Source organism: Drouetiella sp. (genome assembly GCF_059504425.1).
Genome location: NZ_JCACIN010000115.1, coordinates 45737 through 64789 on the forward strand (window position 1 = coordinate 45737; position 19053 = coordinate 64789).

A 19053-nucleotide genomic window follows, 5' to 3' on the forward strand; every position below is an offset into this window, starting at 1 on the left:
TTATGAACTTTAATTAGGCGATCGCCAGGTAAATTAATGTTAAAGTTCACGGTTTCTGACCCGGCGTAGTCAGGCGCTCCTGTTTTACGCCTTGGGATGTGCTTCATGATAATAACTCTGGAGTCTCTCTGTCTGTAGCCCCACGAGCTGTAATAGCCTCTCTTGTTGCTTCAGCATCAGCATCAGGTTTTCCTCATCTGGATGATCCCATCCCAGTAAATGCAGTAAGGCATGAGCGCCTAGCCACGCCAATTCATGCCGCAGAGGGTGCTGCTGAGCCTGAGTTTGGGCAGTTTCTACCGAAATCACGATATCGCCTAGGTAAAGCGGCTGCTCCGCCATGTCCTCAAGCTGAGGATAGTCTGTCTCTAGCGCCGCAAATGCCAGCACATCGGTCGGCTGGTCTTTGTGGCGATACTGAGCATTGAGCAACTGAATTTCAGCATCATTGGTCAGACGCAAGCTCAGCTCATATTCTTGATGCTCTGCAACGCCGGGATACCCTTCAAAAATAGGGCTTTGTAGGAAGTTGGGCGCTAGAGCCTTGAGCCACTGCTGAAACCAAATTTGCCACTCTGCTTCAGACACTGGAGCATCCAGCCCTGCCGCCTCAAAAAAACAGTCCTGTACAGCCACTTCGACTTGCACAGGTAAGGATTCCAACATTCGCAATTCCTCTAGCGAGTCAGGTAGGCAAGACCCACCAGCACCCCTAGTAGAGCGATCGTGCTGAGGGCAAAGTGGTAAAGCGATGTGCCCCGTTTGCGTACCATGTTGCGCATGGCTAGCTTGACGTAGCTGGGGGGTGCAGTCGCCTTCTCTGGGACAGAAGCCTCACCACCTGATGATTCAGTTGGCTTGGAAGCAGGATCAGAAGCGGTTTGGGGCTGGCTCATGGAGCGATCGCTCTCAATCAGTACAAGATTCTACTCCGACTGTAGCACTCAGTTACAAAGAAGGTTAGTCAATATAGCCATCTTTTATCAATTAGTTCGCCCTTGAAACTCGCGGGCAGTTGTACTGGCATCAAAAACGGGCATTCATTAAGAACTGCGATCGAATTTGCCAACGCTGACCGTCATGGAGCAACAGAGTAAGGCGATCGCTCACATATTCAAATTCCACCTGCCGTAGCTGTAGCTCAGACCAGGCTTGCTGAAACGTAGCCAGAGTCAGATTGCGGGAGGCAAGGGTGATATGGGGCGAAAAAGCTCGGTGCTGGACAATTGGATCGAAAATGCCATGGGTTTCAAGCTGTGCCATGAGGCGAGCTTGCAGCGCCAACAGTTCGGGAGTTTTGAGCACGTTGATATACAGCACTCGCGGCGCAAAGCTGCCAAAGCCGCTGAGCTTGACCGGGACGGCAGATTGGTTTTGGGTAAACTGGCTGAGGCAGCTTTCTAGCCGCGAGAGATTTGTCATTTGCCAGAGAAAAGGAGCCTGTAGGGTAATGTGTGGGGGCGATGGAGAGGTGCGCGTGTGATAGCGATCGCCCAGCTCCTGAATCACGCTGTTGGCATAATTCTGAATCTCAATAGGTGGAATCAACGCAATGAAAAAACGCGCCTCATCTGGAGCGACTGAAGCCATAATATTGAAATGTCAAGATATGGAAGTACCAAGATATTGAAATGTCAAGCTGAAATCATAATGAATGATAGAGGGTAAAGTTCTTCAATATTGCTTGGGCAGAATACCAACAGGGAAAACATCAGTAGAGTCATAAATCCACAATCAAGGATTTAGGGCACTATATATAGAGCTTTATTCTTTTTTCTAGTTTATCTCTACAAAACTGTAACTCTCTTCTGACCTCATGGTTGTGACCTATGAAACCCCGTATCTTCTCACTTCTGGCTCTGTCACTTTGTCTGGCAACACCCGTAAAGGCTGAAAACATCCAGCATACTCAGCAGCTGATGAGCACCAAACGCTGCGAAAGCTGTGATTTGAGCGGCGCAGGGCTGACCTATGCCAATCTGTCAGGTGCAGACTTGAGTAAAGCTAATCTGAGTCAGGCAAATCTCAGCCGAATTAATTTGAGCAGCGCAAATCTGCGGGGGGCAAATCTATCGGGAGCGGTTTTATTTAACGCCAACTTGAGCGGGGCAGACCTAAGCGGAGCAGATTTGAGCGGAGCAGACCTGCGGGGAGCAACTGTGACAGGCGCAACCTGGACAGAAACCAATCTTACTTCAGCCAATTTGATGGGAGCCGTGGGCTTGCCCACAGAAATTGCCACACCCGATCGCCTCTATGCCTGGGGATTGGCGGAAGCAGAGCGCGGTAATTTTCGGGATGCCATTAATAACTATAATCAGGCTTTGAGTCAGCAGCCTGACTTTGCCCATGCCATTCTGGCTAGAGGGGTGGCGCGGTTTCGATTGGGCGATCGCCCTGGGGCAATGGCAGACGCTCAGGCGGCTGAGGAGATCTACACGGCACAGGGCAACAGTCAGGGGCTGCAAATCTCCACTCAGTTCACCGAGGGCATGGTGGCCATGCAAGAGGCAGAAGATAAGCAGAAGCGCCGCGAACGGGTCGGGGGCGGCGGCGGTAGCTTCCTGGGCTTCCTAGGGTCGATCGCCAGCCTGTTACTGCAATTTGTCACGCCGGGTCTTTGAATTCTCTGACGCGCCTCCAGCCTGAGCCTTCGTAACCAAAATTAAAGCGATCGGGGTGCAAAATCTCTGCCAAGATTTCCAGAGAGTCCACCAGCCGGGTACCCGGACGATTGAAATATTGATTGCCATCCGTTACGTAGACCTGTCCAGTCTTTACGGCTGACAAATTCGCCCATTCTGGATGGGTAGGCAGCGATCGCGCCTCTTGGGTTGTCCGCGTCAAATCAAATCCGCAGGGCATGAGAATAATGAGGTCTGGATTGGCAATCGTCAGCGCCTCCCACTGAAGCCAGGGTGAATGCTGACCCACCTCACCAAACAGCGATCGTCCCCCTGCTAGCTCGACCAGTTCTGGAATCCAGTTTCCGGCAGCCATCAGAGGCTCAATCCATTCGATACAGGCGACTCTGGGGCGATCGGCTATCAGGCTTGAACCTTGGGCACAGGTTTCGACTCGCTGCTGAAGGAAGTCAATTACAGGCTGGCTTTCAACGCCCAGCGCGGCAGCAACCTGTTCAATATCTGTCCACAGATCTGCCAAGACATTCGGCTGAAGCGAAATAATCTGAGGTTGGCTATGGGTCAGGCAATCGACTGCCTGCTCAACCTCTCCCAAACTCACGGCGCAGACCTCACATTGGGCTTGCGTCAAAATATGGGTAGGCTGAAGCTGCTCTAAAACCTCAGTTTTGACACGATAAACGCTCAACGCCGATTGCAGCAGATCAGTGACACGATCGTGAATTTCAGCGCTTGTCCCTTCTGGATCAAACTTGGGTTCTGTACAAATCGGCAAACTCACCACCGAAGGCGGATAATCGCATTCGTGCGATCGACCCACCAAGCAATCAGCCAGACCCAGAGCCGCCACAATCTCTGTGGCGCTAGGAATCAGGGAAACAATTCTAGGTGGAGGCAAGGGAGGCATATGTTGTCTTTGGAGGAACCCTGTACTCTACGCGATCGCTAGAAAGCGCTCAGGAGTAAAGCTGCCGTGCAGTCCGTAGGGCACATGGTGCTTAAGGGATAGCTTTGCCAGAGGTTTGCGGATGTCGCGGGCATCGTGGATGACCAGCTGCGATCGCTCCAATTCGCCGTTAAAAATCAGCGTCAGCAGCCACCCGTCATCTTCCGCCTGTCCGTTGGGGCGCGGCACAAAGATGGGTTCACCCGCAAAGCCGTGCGGGGCAGCACTCCAGAGCTGGCGATCGCCTGTGCCAACATCAATTTTTAGCACAGCTTGCAGGGGCGCGTTGCCCGTTGCCGCATCTGCCGCGCCCATGTAGGCATAGCGATAGGGACGACCGACGCGATCGGGATGCACGACCGGAAACTCGCAACAGCGGCTTTCAATTAACGCTCGCTCAACGGTTTGAGTTTTTAGGTCAAATCGGAAGCGCCAGAGCTGACCAGGAGCCAGAGCCGAAAACTTGACCTCTCGATAGTCCTGAGCGGGATCGATCGTCGGGAAATCGGCATAGCAAATGGAGTCAACGCAGAGTAGACCCTCTTGTTCGAAAGCGTTGGCGTGGTGGAAGACAAACCCAGCATCCACAGGAATAATCTGTATTGGCGCTGAGCCATGTCTAGGAATAATGATCACCTGAGTTGGCTTATTAGGCTGAATCTTGAGACACTGACCCGCGCCTTTCATCCCCAGCAAAAAGGGTAGCGGGTTAAAGCTCATGGGTGCCTGGAAGAAAACACAGTAGTTGGGCGTAATTGCAAAATCATGCATGAAGGCAAACCCTGGCACAGAATGAGTCTGCTGCTGCACCAGCTTGCCAGAAGGATTGAACTCGTAGAGGGTGATGCTGGTCGAGAGTCCCGGCTTGATGGCAAAGTTAACCAGGCGAGGTTCGCCATCGCAGTTGGGATCAATCCGAGGATGTGCCGCAAACGCAGAACCCGTCTTCAATACGCCATCTAGGTACTCCAGACCGATCGTTTCTAGAGTTGCCGGATCGAGCCGATGGGGTTCAGCCGCTTCCCACAGTGCCAGCAGCTTCTCGCCCCAGTAGAGAATGTTGGTATTGGCAATATTTTTGAGCTTTAGATCGAAGGCATTTGCCAGCCAGCCCCCCGATTTCTGAGTGCCAAATACGCCGCGGTAGAGGATTTTGCCAGCTTTCTCTTCTTCGACAAATGCCTGAGTTCGCACAAATCGATTGCGGAAATGGACGCGCCCCTCGCCAAAAGTGAAGGCACAGACCATGCCATCACCATCAAACGGGTGATGGAAGGGATGACCATTGATATCTAGCAAACCAGGGCCATTACGAAACAATGTGCCGCTTAGCTCAGCAGGAACCTGTCCCTCAATTTCATCGATCCAATAGTCGCGTTCTTCAAGCAGCGATCGATATCCCTTTTGCCACTCTTGCAGGTCGTAAGAGGCGGAGTAGTCTTGCTCAAGCTGAATCTGCATAGGTGCCTATAGATGCCTTATGGTATCGGTGATTTATTTGTGGTTTTGAAGAAATGCTGCTACTTGCCGATTTCTGTAACTAGCTCTGAGTCTGCAAGAGCAACCACCCCCTCTAGCGGTAGAACCTCCAGAGGTACTACGGTGGTAGAGTGCTGAGATGACCCTTCCTGCGCAGGTAGCCAGCTCAGAAGTGGCAACGGCAGCAGCGTGGTCAGATTGGTGATCACTACCAAAAACCATAGCTTGTCAAAATTTGACTCATTGATGCCCAACCCATGCATCAGCCAAGCTCCTAGCTCGTAGGAAAGAAATCCTGCCAGGTTATAAATAGACATCAGCAGCGCAAATAGCGTCGCCTCAACGCCAGGAGGACAAAGCCGCGCTGCCAAAATTAGAACAGGCATAAAGGCAATTTGACCCATCACCGTCAACACGATGCTATCGCCTAGGCTAAACCAGTGATCGTCAATGCCGATCGCCCGATTGGTATGAGTGACCAGCAGCAGCATCGTCATCCCCAGCGCCGCAGAGATTACCGTACTCCAGCCAAACATCACCCGCATGGGAATGCCCTTGAGAAAACGCTGGAACACCCAAATGCCGAGCAATGCCGCTAAGCTCGTGACCAGCCGAACCCTTCCCAAAAACTCAGGCTGAAATCCCAGCTCGTTGGTGGTGAAGAAAAAGAAAGCTGAATCTGCGGTCGGAGTTGCCTGCCATAGAAAGATGAATGCGGTTGGCATCCAGATTGATTTCTGTGTAATGGCTCCCTTAAGCTGCTTCACCTGATCCCAAATGGCCGACCAGTTGCTGGCTTCCGTCACGCGCGACTCGGCAATCAGCCATGCCACCCCTGAAACGATGAGGGGAAAAACTGCCGTAACGCCAAACACTGCACGGTTGGTGAAGTGCTCTAGCAAGAACCCACTGAAGTAGGCAGTCAGCAACCCGCCTAATGCAGAAGCGCCCCAGGTAAGAGATTGCAGCGATCCGGCATCCTTCACCTCTTCGCTGCGCGCCCGTTCCACCACCAGCGAATCCACGATCACATCGCTCAGCGCTACGGAGAGGGAGCCAAGGGCGATCGCCAAAGTCGCAGCCCAGGGCGTATGAACTACGGTCGCCATTGCCACCCAAGCCCCAGCTCCCAGAAAGCCCGACAGGATTAAGTAAGGACGACGGCGATAGCCAAACAGCGGTAGACCATCCGAGATGAACCCAAACAGCGGCTTCACCATCCAGGGCAACGCTGCAATGCCCATTAGAGCCGAAACCTGCACTGGACCCAGCCCCAATTCATCTTTTAGGAAAAAGCTGACGGCTAGACGCGCGAGTCCCACAACGCCCTGAACAAAGTAGACCATTAAGATGGCAATGAGTTCAGGGGTTGGCTCGTTACCAAAGAACAGCTTTTCCGTCAAAAATGGCTTGAGCTTATTAGAACCAGGCAGTGAAATTGTCATTCAGTAAGATAAGGATTCCAACAGAATCGTTAAGAAATATCACGCTGCCTACTATGATAGCGTTCTGCATCCTTCTGTCCAGTTTGGGAGTATCTAGTTTGAGAGGGCTATAGAGTTGGCCCTAGGCTCTAGCACTAGGCTCTAGTAAAATCCGCTGACGTGATGGTGGTGGAATTAATTCCTTCCAGTACCGCAATGACATCGTTGCCCACTTTAACGAGTGTATTGCCACTACTTTGAGTAACTCTCAAATCGCTAAACTGTAGCTGCTCAGATAGTTTCAGGAGATCGCTTTTGCTCTTGAAGTCTTTGATCACGTCTCCTCCAGAGGCTTGCCCAATGACAAAAATATCATTGCCGCCACCACCTGTTAGCGTATCTCTGCCGCCGTCTCCATACAAGATGTCGTTACCGCTACCGCCCTCTAACCCATCGCGATCGGCTCCTCCCATTAGCGTATCGTTGCCAGCACCGCCAGATAGACGATCGCTGTCATTGCCTCCCAACAGCCAGTCGTTGCCGCCGTAGCCCTGGAGGGTATCATTGCCACCATAGCCGTAAATCTTTTCATTCATTGAAGCGCCCCGCAGCCTGTCGTTTTCTCTGGTACCTTCAATAGTTCCTGGGGGGGGTGGCACAGCCGCCACGTAGCGCTGAGCAGCAATATCGGTGTCGGCTCTCTGACTGTTCGTGACCCAACCCACCACAAAATCGCCATTTGCTGCCATGCCGATCGCCGGATCGGTTTGGGCGTTATTTTGAATTCTGTTAATCCGAAACTCGCTGCCAGAGCGCTTTCCATCCAGGTTGTAACGCTGAGCATAGATATCAAATCCGCTGCCCTGTCCATTACTTGCCCAGGTGATTATAAATCCTCCTTCTGCATCCATACCGAGCGATGGCGTGGTTTGAGTGCCGCCGCTTGTGGAATTGACCTGAAACTCTCGACCTCGCGAATTGCCGTTGGCGCTATACCTTTGCGCATAAATTCCTGAATTATCGCTATCCTGGCTCCTCCAGGCAATCACAAAATTTCCGGCTGCATCAATGCCTACCGTCGGCTGATCTTGGTTTCCCGTTGCCGTGCTGTTAACCTGAAACTCAGAGCCGACGCGCCGACCATTGCTTTCGTATATTTGAGCGTAAATGCCCTTGCCGTCATCCTGCCCACTACTCTCCCAGACAATCACAAAGTTGCCCGAAGAGTTCATAGCGATCGTCGAGTTTGCCTGATCACCACTTGTAACGGAATTAACGCGGAATTCTCGATCGATCGCCCTACCGTTAGCCGTAAAGCGCTGAGCATAGACTCCTGTACCGCTGTTGTCTTTACCCTTTGTGCTTGCATTAGGCTGACCGTTGCTTGTCCAGGTGACAACGAAGCTGCCGCTCAAATCCATCGCTACGGTCGGAACGGTCTGATTGCCAGCCGTTGAGGAATTGACTAAAATTTCTCCGCCAATGCGCTGCCCCGTTGAGCTAATCCGCTGAGCATATACATTCGTGCTGCCATCCTGGGTGGTGCTTGCCCAAACGACCACAGAGTTCCCCAGCCCATCGATCGCCACAGCGGGGTCAGTTTGACTGTTTGCAGCCTGATTGACCCTAAATTCTGAACTTAAACTTCCTCCATCCGATCGGTACAAACGCTGGTATATGTCTAAATCTCCGCTCTGGCTTTGGCTTTGCCAGACGATCGCAAATTCACCTGAAGAGCTGAAAGCAATTTCTGGATGTTCCTGATTGTTAACCGTGATTGTGTTAGCGCTAAACTCAGAGCCAGTCGGTTGAACGGTCATATAATTTTTTTCCTATCATGGCACCATGACTGAATTACGCTACAGGTAGAGGTAGAACTGTCTTTGAGGCAAATTTAACGCTTTATACGGATAAAACCACGCGGGCTTATCACTCACGTAGCGCTAAATGTAATACTGCTGAGCAAATTTTTCAATAGCCTACATATGTCATAACCACTCTGATTTTTTGAGAGAGTTTTTTAGAGACACCCGCGATCGACGCGAAACCTAGTCGTTTCTGAATTCGATCGGGTGAAGCTAGTTTAATCAGCTTCATCCCGGTTCAAGATCTCGTGAGCAAATGCTGAATTAGATATTACAACTCTGTAAGTTTTTGTAACAATAGGCTTAGGACGGTATCTTTAGGGCTGAAGAAGATTCTTAAGTACACGTCCGCGAAGGTGGTATTTAACCGCAACCTTCGTCAATCAGTCTGAAGTCTACTTGGTTCTGAAGTTTACTTGGTTCTGAAGTTTACTTAGTCTGAAGTCTACAAAGAGGATAGACCTGTGGCAGTCGAAACAATTCAACAACAGTCAACGTCAACCGTTCGCAAACATGCGCCCCGTTATAAGGTGTTGCTTCACAACGACGACTTTAACTCTATGGAGCATGTAGTACAGGCTCTGATGAAAAGCGTCAGTAGCCTCACCATGCCCCAGGCAGTCAGTATTATGATGGAAGCACATACCAACGGCATTGCTTTAGTCATTACCTGTGAGCAAGAACACGCCGAGTTCTACTGTGAAATGTTAAAAAATCACGGTTTGATTAGCACGATCGAACCTGAAGATTAGCCCGGAAACCCTCTCACAGTCTTGGGCAATTTCTTTGGGGCAGCTGGTGAAGATTGTTATTTGAGACCGTAATTTGAAATCCCTACTTGCCAATCTAGCCTGCTATCCTGCACCCATCCGCATTATGGGTCTACTGGCTGTCCTGGTGGCTTGCTGGCTGCCGATCGCCGCTCCCATCGCTTTCTGGGTTAAAGATCCCAACACGGTGACTTTAACCACAATGCCGCTGCTGTTTGTGGGATTTCTGCTGCTGATTGGGCGCTGGGGCAAATGGCTCTACCGCGATCGCCGCATCTTCAATACCTATGGGCTAATTGCCACTCGCCAAAATGGTAAAGAGCTGTTGCAGGGGATGGCGATCGGTCTGTTCAGTCTTCTGGGTCTATTTAGCATTCAGGAGCGGCTGGGCTGGCTCAATTGGCAGATTTCGCCCTCAGTTCTGTTGCTCAAAACCATTCTGGAGGGTTTGGCGATCGGATTAGGCACTGGGTTTGCCGAAGAGCTAGTGTTTCGAGGATGGATTCTGGATGAGCTACAGCGAGATTATGGAGACAAAATTTCTCTGTGGGGCAGCAGCTTGCTGTTTGCTTTACTGCATTTCATTAAGCCATTGTCAGAGGCATTCCGAACTTTTCCTCAGTTTCCGGGGCTGCTGCTGCTGGGCTTGACTTTAGTTTGGGCAAAGCGATCGACTCGGAGGCAAGCGCAGCCCGTGAGTGCTGTTCATCAGGGGCGATTGGGTTTGCCCTTGGGGCTTCATGCCGGATTGATTTGGGGATACTACATTGTCAATGTCGGACAACTTGCCCAATATTCAGGGCGAGTGCCAGAATGGCTAACTGGAATTGATAAGAATCCTCTAGCCGGGGGGGCTGGACTTCTATTTCTGGCAGGGCTAGCGGTCTACATGGGCAGGCGATCGCACCCTAGCGCCTGGAAACAGTCTTCCTGATGGGATGCTGGCGCAACTTCATGCGCGGGCACTGTGGGCATAAATTTTTTGAAAGGGTTACAAAGCGCCCTTTCAAAAAATTCGTACCTTAAAGTTAGGAACGCCCACTCGCGCAAATCTACTGGTATGAGCACAACGATTCTGCTATGGTACGCTTGGGCACATTCGCAGCATTCTGTTCCTTAAGTTCTTTTGGCAAAAATTATGACCAATCGATCGGAATCCTATTCTGTCCCTGCTGCCGTCAAGCGCGTTGCCGGAGCTTTTTGGCTTACAGGTTGGGCGAGTTTTTGGGTGCAAATTATTCTGGCGTTTGTCTCGGCGCTCGTTTTGCTGTTTGCGGCTTCTGGGTTGGGCGTTAATTCGGCGGGCGGAACACAGGTTCCGGGGCAGACTCCAATTGCCAGTGCAGAAACGGGGATCGGACTGGTGCTGGCTATCCTGGGGCTGCTATGCCTTTTTGTGGGTGCTTTTTGGGCTTTCCGCTACACGCGCCTCTCTCGCAAGCTAAAAACACCTGACTCCCAGACTCGCCCTAAGCCGAAAGATTTGGTGCAATCTTTGCGCATAGGTCTGTTCATCAATTTAATTGGGATGCTGCTCACTATCTTTGGCGCTCAGGCGATCGTTGGTTCTCTGGTGGGCAAATCCTTCTCCCAGGGCTTTGCCGTATTCTCCGGTAATTCTCTTCGCTTCATCACGCCGCTGGATATTTTCTTGGTGCAGTCCAATACCAACACCATCATGGCGCACTTTGTGGGGCTGATCGCCACGCTATGGCTGCTGCAATGCATGAATCGCCAGTAGGTTAACTTCGGCTTTTGGTGCGACAGCGATCGCAGTGCTGACACCCTTTGATCTTCAAGTCTTCCGCCTCTTGGGCAAAGCCAAAGGCTTGAAGCAGAAAACTCCAGCGGCATTCTTTAATCGTCAGATATTTTGCCATCTGCTGCGTGGCTTGAGATTGATTTAAGACCTGTGATTTGACAGCGCGATCGATCCGGTAATGAAATGGATCTTCCCACTCTAGCTGTCCGGTACTGTGGAGTAGAGACAGGGCGATCGCACTATCTTTGAACTGTCGCGTCACGGCACTAATTTCTCCTCGATCGGGAAGCTGCCGCATAAGCTTTTGGGCGGTTTGCTGCTGTTTGTGCGTCTGATTTTGGAAGAACTGCTGGCGCTGTTTGTCAGCAGAATCGAGCCATCCCGTGGGTTCACTAATCAGGGTAAGGGCCTGCGATCGCTTGCCGTCTCGACCACCTCTCCCGACCTCCTGCACATATTCTGACAGCAGCAGCGGCGCATGAAAATGCACAACCCACCGGACGTTTGGCTTATCGATCCCCATGCCGAAGGCGCTTGTGCAAACGACAAATTGCAGGGTTCCGGCGATCCAGGCGGATTCCATTTGGCGACGCTCTGCTGGACTGAGTCCGGCATGATAGGCTGCGGTCTGAAACCCCTGCTGCCTTAGCCAAACGGCAAGCTCTTCGCCATCGCGACGGGTGCGGACATAGACTAATCCCGACTGGCGATCGCCCCATTGAATAAACCGCAAAAGCTTTTGCCGTCGATCTCTGGGAGTCCAGGCAACCTGCACAGACAGATCTAGATTAGCTCGGTAGGGACTTTGTAGAAAAATTTGCGGCTTTTGCAGCTGCAAAACTTGTCGAATCGTTTGCTGGGCATCAGGATCGGCAGTAGCGGTGAAGGCGGCGATCGCCATTCTGCCTCCGGGTTTGGCTTGCAGCAGCGCCGATCGCACTGCCCCCAGCCGCCGATATGCCGGACGGAATGTGTCCCCCCACTGCACTAGACAATGCGCCTCATCGAGGATTAGCCCATTAATCTGCACTTCCGGTCGGATCAGCCGCTCCCAAACAGGGGCGCTCAGCAGCGTTTCTGGAGAAAGGTAAAGCAACCGCAGCTTTTGATGCTCGATCGCCCAGAGGGTTTGCTTGCGATCGCGGCTAGACAATTCGCTATGCAGCAGCGCAGCGGAAAAACGGCGCTGCTTTAGCTCCTGCACCTGATTCTCCATTAGGGCAACTAGGGGCGAAACCACAAGGGTAAGTCCTTGACTCAACAAAGCGGGAAGCTGAAAGCAAATGGACTTGCCGCCGCCCGTCGGCATGATTACCAGGGCATCTTGATGGCTTAGCAGCGCTTGGATAATCTCACCTTGAGGCGATCGAAAATCCTCATAACCCCAGATTTCTTTGAAGCGCTGACGAACGGTATACCAATCTACAGGTTGTTTAGGAAAGGGCAGATGCATCCCTGATTCATTGCAAAGCACTGCACTTAAGATGCCCAGGATTTGACCGGGCAGCACAGGGCTCACCTGAACGGCCACAAAAGTATATTGCGAAATGTGTCCGGAATCTCGCTCGCTACCTTCGTAGGCTGAAGGGATACGCATTGTAACGAAATTTTGCAAAAGCTGATGGTTCAGACTTTCAATTTATGACTACTTTTGTGACGGAAGTTACAGCGATCGTGAGGTCAATAAAGTATCGAATCGCCTGAAACATCCATGTCTAGGAGGTAAGCCACACTTCATGTTGTGAAATGTTGGCTAAAAAACAACAGATTATCTCAATGTAAGTTTATTTAACTTAACATTGGGGGTATGCTAGTAGAGCACAAATAACTAGGTACATTTTCCTACCGACACATCAGCTATCGATCTCAAGCCATGGCTTGATTTGTCCCTAACTGATTATTTTGTGGAATAGGTGCAAAGGTCACGCCTGATCTCAGGATTTCTAGCCTCAGGACTCATTGCCCTCAGACTACTGCCCGATTAACAGGTTTAGCGACGTCGCACTTTGTTCGCATCTTGCTTGACTCAAGCATGTGTTCAAACAAGTCCGAGAATGTTCAGCATCTGACCTCCTCTTCAAGGTGGGTACACCTCTTCTACAGGGCACTGCTTCTCAAGCATCTCGCTCAGCAGACTGAACTCTCTACATCAACCAAACTTTATTGGGTAGGCTCCCACTATGACTGCACAGTTTCCTTGGCTTACGGTTCTCGTCCTCTTTCCACTACTGGCATCTTTGGCGATTCCCATCCTGCCGGACAAGTATGGAAAGACGGTTCGCTCCTATGCGCTGGGAGTAGGTTTAACAGAGTTTGCCCTCATTATCTACACCTTTTGGAAGCACTACACACTAGGCGATGCCGACTTCCAACTGGTTGAGAACTATGCCTGGATTCCGCAAATTGGGCTGAACTGGTCTTTGGCGGTCGATGGTCTTTCGATGCCGCTCGTGATTCTGTCAGGATTGGTGACGACGCTGGCGATCTTCGCCTCCTGGAAAATCACCTACAGACCTCGCCTGTTCTACTTTCTGATGCTGACGATGTACAGCGCTCAGATTGGGGTATTTCTGGCACAAGACCTGCTGCTGTTTTTCATTCTCTGGGAGCTAGAGCTGGTTCCGGTTTATCTGCTGATTGCCACTTGGGGCGGACAGCGCAGACAGTACGCGGCAACCAAGTTTATTCTGTACACGGCGATCGCCTCAGTGTTTATCTTGGTAGCAGCTCTGGCAATGGCGTTCTACGGCGATACGGTTACGTTTAACATGCAGGAATTGGGAATGAAGGACTACTCCCTTTCCTTCGAGCTGCTGATGTATGCTGCATTCCTGATTGCCTTTGGCGTCAAGCTGCCTATCTTCCCGTTCCACACCTGGTTGCCCGACGCCCACAGTGAAGCTCCTGCACCCGTGTCGATGATTTTGGCGGGTGTGCTGCTAAAGATGGGTGGCTATGCACTCATTCGTATCAATATTGAGATGCTGTCTAACGCTCATGTTTATTTCGCTCCCGTCTTAGCGGTTTTGGGTGCAGTGAGCGTTGTCTATGCCTCTCTGACGGCATTTGCTCAAACGAACTTGAAGCGGCGACTGGCTTACTCCTCGATCGCCCACATGGGTTTTGTGCTGATTGGCATCTCTGCCTTTACGGAGCTGGGTTTGAGCGGTGCAGTATTGCAAATGGTTTCCCATGGCCTAATTGCCGCAACGCTGTTCTTCCTGGCGGGTGTTGCCTACGATCGCACTCACACGCTGATGATGGACGAGATGGGCGGCATGGCAAAACAAATGCCGACCGTGTTTGCGCTGTTTACCGCAGGGTCAATGGCTTCTCTGGCGCTACCTGGCATGAGTGGTTTTGTTAGCGAAATTTCTGTGTTCCTGGGCTTCGCCACTAGCGATGCCTACAGCACAACCTTCAAGGTGGCGATCGTCTCCTTGGCGGCAGTGGGCGTAATTCTCTCTTCGATTTATCTGCTCTCAATGCTGCGAACCGTTTTCTACGGCGAAGAAAATGCTGCATTGTCCAATCTGACGCTGACCGATGCTAACCCACGGGAAGCGTTTATTGCCCTCTGCCTGCTGATTCCCATCATTGGTATCGGTGTCTATCCCAAGCTAGCAACCCAAACCTATGATGCTAAAACGGTCGAGGTTGCCGCTCAGGTGCGTCAAGTGCTGCCCGTGCTGGCAGAGCAGCCGCTGGATCAGTTCAAGCGCTCTGTGATTGCCTCCCCGGCGATCGGGGCAGATGTAAGAAATTTGATTAGTGCGGTAGACTAACGCCCCTTGAGTGAGCTGGATCTATTTGAATTTCTTAGGGGGCGTGGCAGTACCATGCCCCCTAGAATCTTTAAAGCACTATTTTTAATTCGATGGCGTTGAATGTGTCTTTTCTTCAGGACTTCTGGACTCAGAGCGCTCTGTTTTGGAACAATGCGTCCTCCCTGCTAAAAGTGCTGCTGTTTTTTGCGGTCTGGCTAGGATGCTGGCTCCCGATCGCCTTGCCCATCGCCATAGCCGTAAAATGGCAACCGGCACAGCCCATCACACTTTCCCAAAAACTGCCGCTGCTGGCCTCTCTGTACCTGATTGCGCCTTTGCTCATAGGAGGAAGTTCAGCTCTAACCGGGGAAACCTTTGCACATTTAGGTTTGCCTTGGCAGATTGGCGTCATGCGATCGCTAGGATTAGGGCTAGGCATAGGGGCGATCGGGTTACTGAGCGCGTTTGCGCTGCAAAGGTGCTGGGGCTGGCTAGAGGCTTCTGCTCCCCTATCCCTAAAGACAGCCCGTACGGTATTTCTGACCCTGCTGTTGGGGTTAGGGGTTGGCGGCGTGGAGGAGCTGGTCTTCCGGGGCTTTTTGCTCAATCAGCTACGGCAAGACTATTCGATTGGGTGGGCTGGGGCGATCGCCAGCCTCATTTTTGCCCTACTACATCTTGTCTGGGAAGGTCGGCAAAACCTGCCTCAGATGCCCGGACTCTGGCTAATGGGCATAGCTCTGGTGCTGGCTCGCAGCGTGGATGGCGGCAATCTCGGTCTAGCCTGGGGGCTGCACGCTGGCTGGATCTGGGCAATCGCTAGTCTAGACAGTTTGCAAGTCCTTCGCTACACAGGACGGGTGCCTGAGTGGATAACGGGTTGGGGAGGGCAGCCCTTGGCAGGAGCGATCGGCGTGGTCTTTATGGGTCTAGTGGCGACAGTTATGACCCTACTGCTCCAAAGCTCCACAGAGTTCCGTATATTTGAAGGGGGTTCACTGTAGGAGACTGCCGATGTTTGGTTTAGGTTGGCCGGAATTGGGTCTGATTGCGATCGCTGCCGTTTTGGTTTTTGGTCCTAAAAAAATTCCAGAGCTAGGCAATGCTCTGGGTAAGACTTTGCGGGGGTTTAAGGAAGAAATGAATAAGCCTGACGAGGAAACGGCGAAGCTTGACGGGCAGGAGGATGAGAATAAAAGCTAGAAGCCAGGAGTCAGGAGCCAGAATAACTCCTGACTCCTGACTCCTGACTCCTGACTCCCGCTAACCCCCTGACTGAGCGTAAGATTCCACATTCACAGACGACACACCCACAGAGCCATTGCCGTTTTCCATCATCAGGCTTTGGGGCTGAACGTTGGCAGGTAGGTTGAGATCATCCTGAGGATTGCGGGCTTTGATGAGGTCGATCGCCCGATTGACGCTTTCAGGGAAAATCACGACCAGGCTGCCTTGGGGAGCTTGATCCAGCGCTATGTTGACTGCCTCAGTCTCATCCAATATCGTTTCATAGCGAGCGGCGCTGCCCGCCGATTCAATGCCTTCAATAATCAATCGGGAAGCGTCTCCCCTAGGGCGACCTCGATTGTCATAATCTTCTTTGACAATGATGCGATCGAAAATTCCGGCAGAGAGCTTGCCCAAGGTGACAAAGTCCTCATCGCGTCGATCGCCCGGTCCACCCACCACACCAATGCGATCGCCTGTCCAGTTGCGGATAAATTCGCCCAGCGCCTCATAGCTGTGGGGATTATGAGCATAATCCACCATGGCGTGAAACTGCCCCAAATTAAATAGGTTCATCCGCCCTGGGGTCTGACCGACCGAAGCCTGGAAGGTTGCCAGCGCTGTGCGGATGTACTCAATCTTCACGCCATGGGCAAAGGCTGCCAGACTGGCTGCTAAAGCATTGGCAATCATAAAGGGAGCGCGTCCACCCATGGTTAGCGGCACGTTTACCGCCTGCTCAATCCGCAGCGTCCAGTCGCCCTTCAGGATAGACAGGTAGCCATTTTCGTAGACGGCTGCCAGTCCGCCCTGCTGAGTATGGCTACGAATCAATTCGCTATCAGGGTTCATTGAGAAGTAGGCGACTTGTGCCTGTACCCGTGCCGCCATCGCTGCCACCAGCGGATCGTCAGCATTGAGGATAGCGTAACCGTTGGGTCGGGTGCTCTCTACTACGATGCTCTTGAGGTGCGCCAAGTCTTCCACCGTATCAATGTCGCCAATGCCCAAGTGATCGGCAGCAACGTTTAGGACAATGCCAATATCGCACTGGTCAAAGCCCAAGCCCGATCGCAGAATCCCCCCTCTTGCCGTCTCTAGCACCGCTACCTCAACCGTTGGGTCATTGAGAATTACCTGAGCGCTTTGAGGTCCGGTCGTGTCGCCTTGCTCGACCAGATAGCCGCCAATATAGATGCCATCTGTCGTGGTATAGCCGACAATCTGCCCCGTCCGCTTCATGATGTGCGCCAGCAGCCGCGTCGTCGTAGTTTTGCCATTGGTGCCCGTGAGCGCCAGAATCGGAATTCGGGTGGGGGTACCCGGTGGAAACAGCATGTCTAGCACGGGTTCTGCCACGTTGCGCGGAATGCCTTCACTGGGGCAAAAGTGCATTCGGAAGCCGGGAGCCGCATTTACCTCCACGATGACACCGTTGGTATCTCGCAGGGGTCGAGAGATATCTTCAGTGACAACATCAATTCCGGCAATATCCAGCCCCATAATTTTACCGATTCGCTGAAACAGCCAGATATTCTCTGGGTGAACTTCATCGGTGCGATCGATCGCAATCCCGCCTGTACTAAGGTTTGCAGTCGCCTTGAGATAACAAATGTCTCCCTTGCCGAGCACAGTGTCTAGAGCATAGCCTTGGCGATCGAGCAGTTCCCAGGACGTGCGATCGAGTTCGATACGGGTCAGGATATTCTCATGTCCGTCACCCCGGCGCGGGTCGCGATTCGTTTCTTCAATGAGCTGATCGATCGTCGAGATCCCATCCCCAACCACATGAGCCGGAACCCTCTCCGCAACTGCCACCAACTTGCCGTTGACCACCAGCACCCGATGATCTTGCCCCGTGTAGAAGCGCTCGACAATAACGCCTTTAGACACTTCTCTGGCGGCATCGTAAGCCTCTTCCGCCAGCTCTAGATGATTGATGTTAATGGTAATGCCACGTCCGTGGTTGCCGTCTAGAGGCTTAATGACAATCGGGTATCCGCCCACATCTTCGATCGCCTGCTCCAGCTCATCTAGGTAGTGAATCACCGTCCCTTTGGGCACCGGAACGCCTGCATCTCCTAAAACTCGCTTCGTTCCTTCTTTATCGGAAGCCAGCTCAACGCCCAAAATGCTTGTCTTGCTGCTAAGAGTTGCTTGAATCCGCTTTTGATAAATACCGTGACCCATCTGAATAATTGCTCTGGCACTGAGCTGCGACCACGGAATACCGCGGATTTCCGCCTCTCTGACGATGCATTCTGTACTGGGGCCTAGGGAAGCCTGGGCACCAAAGTCACGCAGGTCAGCAAGGTCTTGCTTCAACTCTTCTAAAGAGTAGCTACCTGTACTCACAATACTTTGGCAGAGCCGAACAGCTGCCCTCGCCGCATAGCGTCCAGCCTGCTCATCCACATATTCAAACACGACCTGATACACACCTGTATCAGAGGTTTCGCGGGTGCGCCCGAAGCCGACTGGCATTCCAGCAAGCGTTTGCAGCTCTAGCGCCACATGCTCAACAACATGTCCCATCAGCGTCCCTTCCTGTACCCGACTGAGGAACCCTCCCCGCTGTCCTAACGAACAGAAGTGCTCGACTAAACTGGGTAAAACTTCTGCCAACCCTGCGTAAAAGCCAGGAATTTCGTTGGAAAACCGCCCAGTCAGATCTTCAAGATCGAGACGGATGACGATTAATTTTTTGTAGCGGATACTCCAGTAATTGGGACCGCGCAGCGTTAGGGTTTTGAGGATTTGCATAACAAGATCAGAGCGTCATAGGGCTATGGAGCAGAAAGCAGTATTCGTCTAGTCTTGAGCTTAGGTACACCTTAAAAAGTTCGTGACGAACTTTTTAGAGATGCTGTAAGAACTTCGCGGCACTGAACCCGTAGTCCAGTGGCTTTGAACTTTGGCTAGATTTTGAAGATCTACGCCCAAACTTAAATGAACTAAACAACCCGGATATGCTACTAGGGTATACTAGCCTGTCAAAATTTTTAGAGTCGTGCGTTACTAGCTAAAGCTATAGATCAACGATCGCCAATCCCGCAAAACACATTGCCTCGATACATTGCCTCGATCAATTTAGGCGTTGCTGATTCCTCTAAGAATGTTTGAGAGCAGCGCTTCTCGCCGTTTTCAAACATTTATACTCAGATTTAA

The 19053-nt window shown here is 51.8% G+C and carries 16 protein-coding genes; 7 read left to right on the plus strand and 9 right to left on the minus strand.

The window, feature by feature from the left end:
- Positions 1–84: 84 nt before the first annotated feature.
- The 3 genes from ybeY to AC5JMP_RS25915 form a co-directional block, all read right to left on the minus strand.
- On the minus strand, positions 85–666 hold the full coding sequence (gene ybeY, locus AC5JMP_RS25905) for an rRNA maturation RNase YbeY (RefSeq protein ID WP_495854390.1): 582 nt from the start codon (positions 664–666) through the stop codon (positions 85–87).
- A gap of 11 nt (positions 667–677) precedes the next feature.
- Positions 678–896, minus strand: coding sequence for a DUF3285 domain-containing protein (locus AC5JMP_RS25910; protein ID WP_495854391.1), 219 nt, complete (start codon positions 894–896; stop codon positions 678–680).
- A 130-nt stretch (positions 897–1026) separates the two neighbouring features.
- Positions 1027–1590: a 2'-5' RNA ligase family protein gene (locus tag AC5JMP_RS25915; protein ID WP_495854392.1), complete on the minus strand. Its 564-nt coding sequence runs from the start codon at positions 1588–1590 to the stop codon at positions 1027–1029.
- Positions 1591–1829: 239 nt separating this feature from the next.
- Here AC5JMP_RS25915 and AC5JMP_RS25920 point away from each other — a divergent pair, with 239 nt between their 5' ends.
- Positions 1830–2624, plus strand: a complete 795-nt coding sequence (locus AC5JMP_RS25920) for a pentapeptide repeat-containing protein (protein WP_495854393.1) — start codon at positions 1830–1832, stop codon at positions 2622–2624.
- On the opposite strand, the gene AC5JMP_RS25925 is transcribed toward AC5JMP_RS25920, so the two are convergent.
- From AC5JMP_RS25925 to AC5JMP_RS25940, 4 genes are all read right to left on the minus strand, one after another.
- Positions 2608–3552, minus strand: a complete 945-nt coding sequence (locus tag AC5JMP_RS25925; protein WP_495854394.1) for a cobalamin-binding protein — start codon at positions 3550–3552, stop codon at positions 2608–2610. The genes AC5JMP_RS25920 and AC5JMP_RS25925 overlap by 17 nt on opposite strands.
- 27 nt (positions 3553–3579) lie before the next feature.
- Positions 3580–5052: a carotenoid oxygenase family protein gene (locus tag AC5JMP_RS25930; protein WP_495854395.1), complete on the minus strand. Its 1473-nt coding sequence runs from the start codon at positions 5050–5052 to the stop codon at positions 3580–3582.
- 59 nt (positions 5053–5111) lie between these two features.
- Positions 5112–6515, minus strand: coding sequence for a folate/biopterin family MFS transporter (locus AC5JMP_RS25935; RefSeq protein WP_495854396.1), 1404 nt, complete (start codon positions 6513–6515; stop codon positions 5112–5114).
- 134 nt (positions 6516–6649) lie between these two features.
- A complete protein-coding gene (locus AC5JMP_RS25940) occupies positions 6650–8314 on the minus strand; it encodes a calcium-binding protein (protein WP_495854397.1) in 1665 nt (554 codons plus the stop codon).
- 509 nt (positions 8315–8823) lie between these two features.
- Between AC5JMP_RS25940 and clpS the strand changes: the two genes are divergently transcribed.
- The 3 genes from clpS (at position 8824) to AC5JMP_RS25955 (ending at position 10870) form a co-directional block, all read left to right on the plus strand.
- A complete protein-coding gene (gene clpS / locus AC5JMP_RS25945) occupies positions 8824–9111 on the plus strand; it encodes an ATP-dependent Clp protease adapter ClpS (RefSeq protein WP_495854398.1) in 288 nt (95 codons plus the stop codon).
- Positions 9112–9184: 73 nt separating this feature from the next.
- Positions 9185–10063, plus strand: coding sequence for a CPBP family intramembrane glutamic endopeptidase (locus AC5JMP_RS25950; RefSeq protein ID WP_495854399.1), 879 nt, complete (start codon positions 9185–9187; stop codon positions 10061–10063).
- A 204-nt stretch (positions 10064–10267) separates the two neighbouring features.
- Positions 10268–10870 (plus strand): DUF3611 family protein, encoded by a 603-nt coding sequence (locus tag AC5JMP_RS25955; protein ID WP_495854400.1) that lies wholly within the window; start codon positions 10268–10270, stop codon positions 10868–10870.
- Between the two features lies 1 nt (position 10871).
- Here the strand turns inward: AC5JMP_RS25955 and AC5JMP_RS25960 are convergent, their stop codons facing one another.
- Positions 10872–12344, minus strand: a complete 1473-nt coding sequence (locus AC5JMP_RS25960; protein WP_495854456.1) for a RecQ family ATP-dependent DNA helicase — start codon at positions 12342–12344, stop codon at positions 10872–10874.
- Positions 12345–13071: 727 nt separating this feature from the next.
- Between AC5JMP_RS25960 and AC5JMP_RS25965 the strand changes: the two genes are divergently transcribed.
- From AC5JMP_RS25965 to AC5JMP_RS25975, 3 genes are all read left to right on the plus strand, one after another.
- Complete coding sequence (locus AC5JMP_RS25965; RefSeq protein ID WP_495854401.1) at positions 13072–14676, plus strand: NAD(P)H-quinone oxidoreductase subunit 4; 1605 nt, start codon at positions 13072–13074, stop codon at positions 14674–14676.
- A 104-nt stretch (positions 14677–14780) separates the two neighbouring features.
- On the plus strand, positions 14781–15662 hold the full coding sequence (locus AC5JMP_RS25970) for a CPBP family intramembrane glutamic endopeptidase (protein WP_495854402.1): 882 nt from the start codon (positions 14781–14783) through the stop codon (positions 15660–15662).
- A 10-nt stretch (positions 15663–15672) separates the two neighbouring features.
- Positions 15673–15861 (plus strand): Sec-independent protein translocase subunit TatA/TatB, encoded by a 189-nt coding sequence (locus tag AC5JMP_RS25975; RefSeq protein WP_495854403.1) that lies wholly within the window; start codon positions 15673–15675, stop codon positions 15859–15861.
- A gap of 60 nt (positions 15862–15921) precedes the next feature.
- On the opposite strand, the gene cphA is transcribed toward AC5JMP_RS25975, so the two are convergent.
- Positions 15922–18648, minus strand: coding sequence for a cyanophycin synthetase (cphA, locus tag AC5JMP_RS25980; protein WP_495854404.1), 2727 nt, complete (start codon positions 18646–18648; stop codon positions 15922–15924).
- Positions 18649–19053 lie beyond the last annotated feature (405 nt).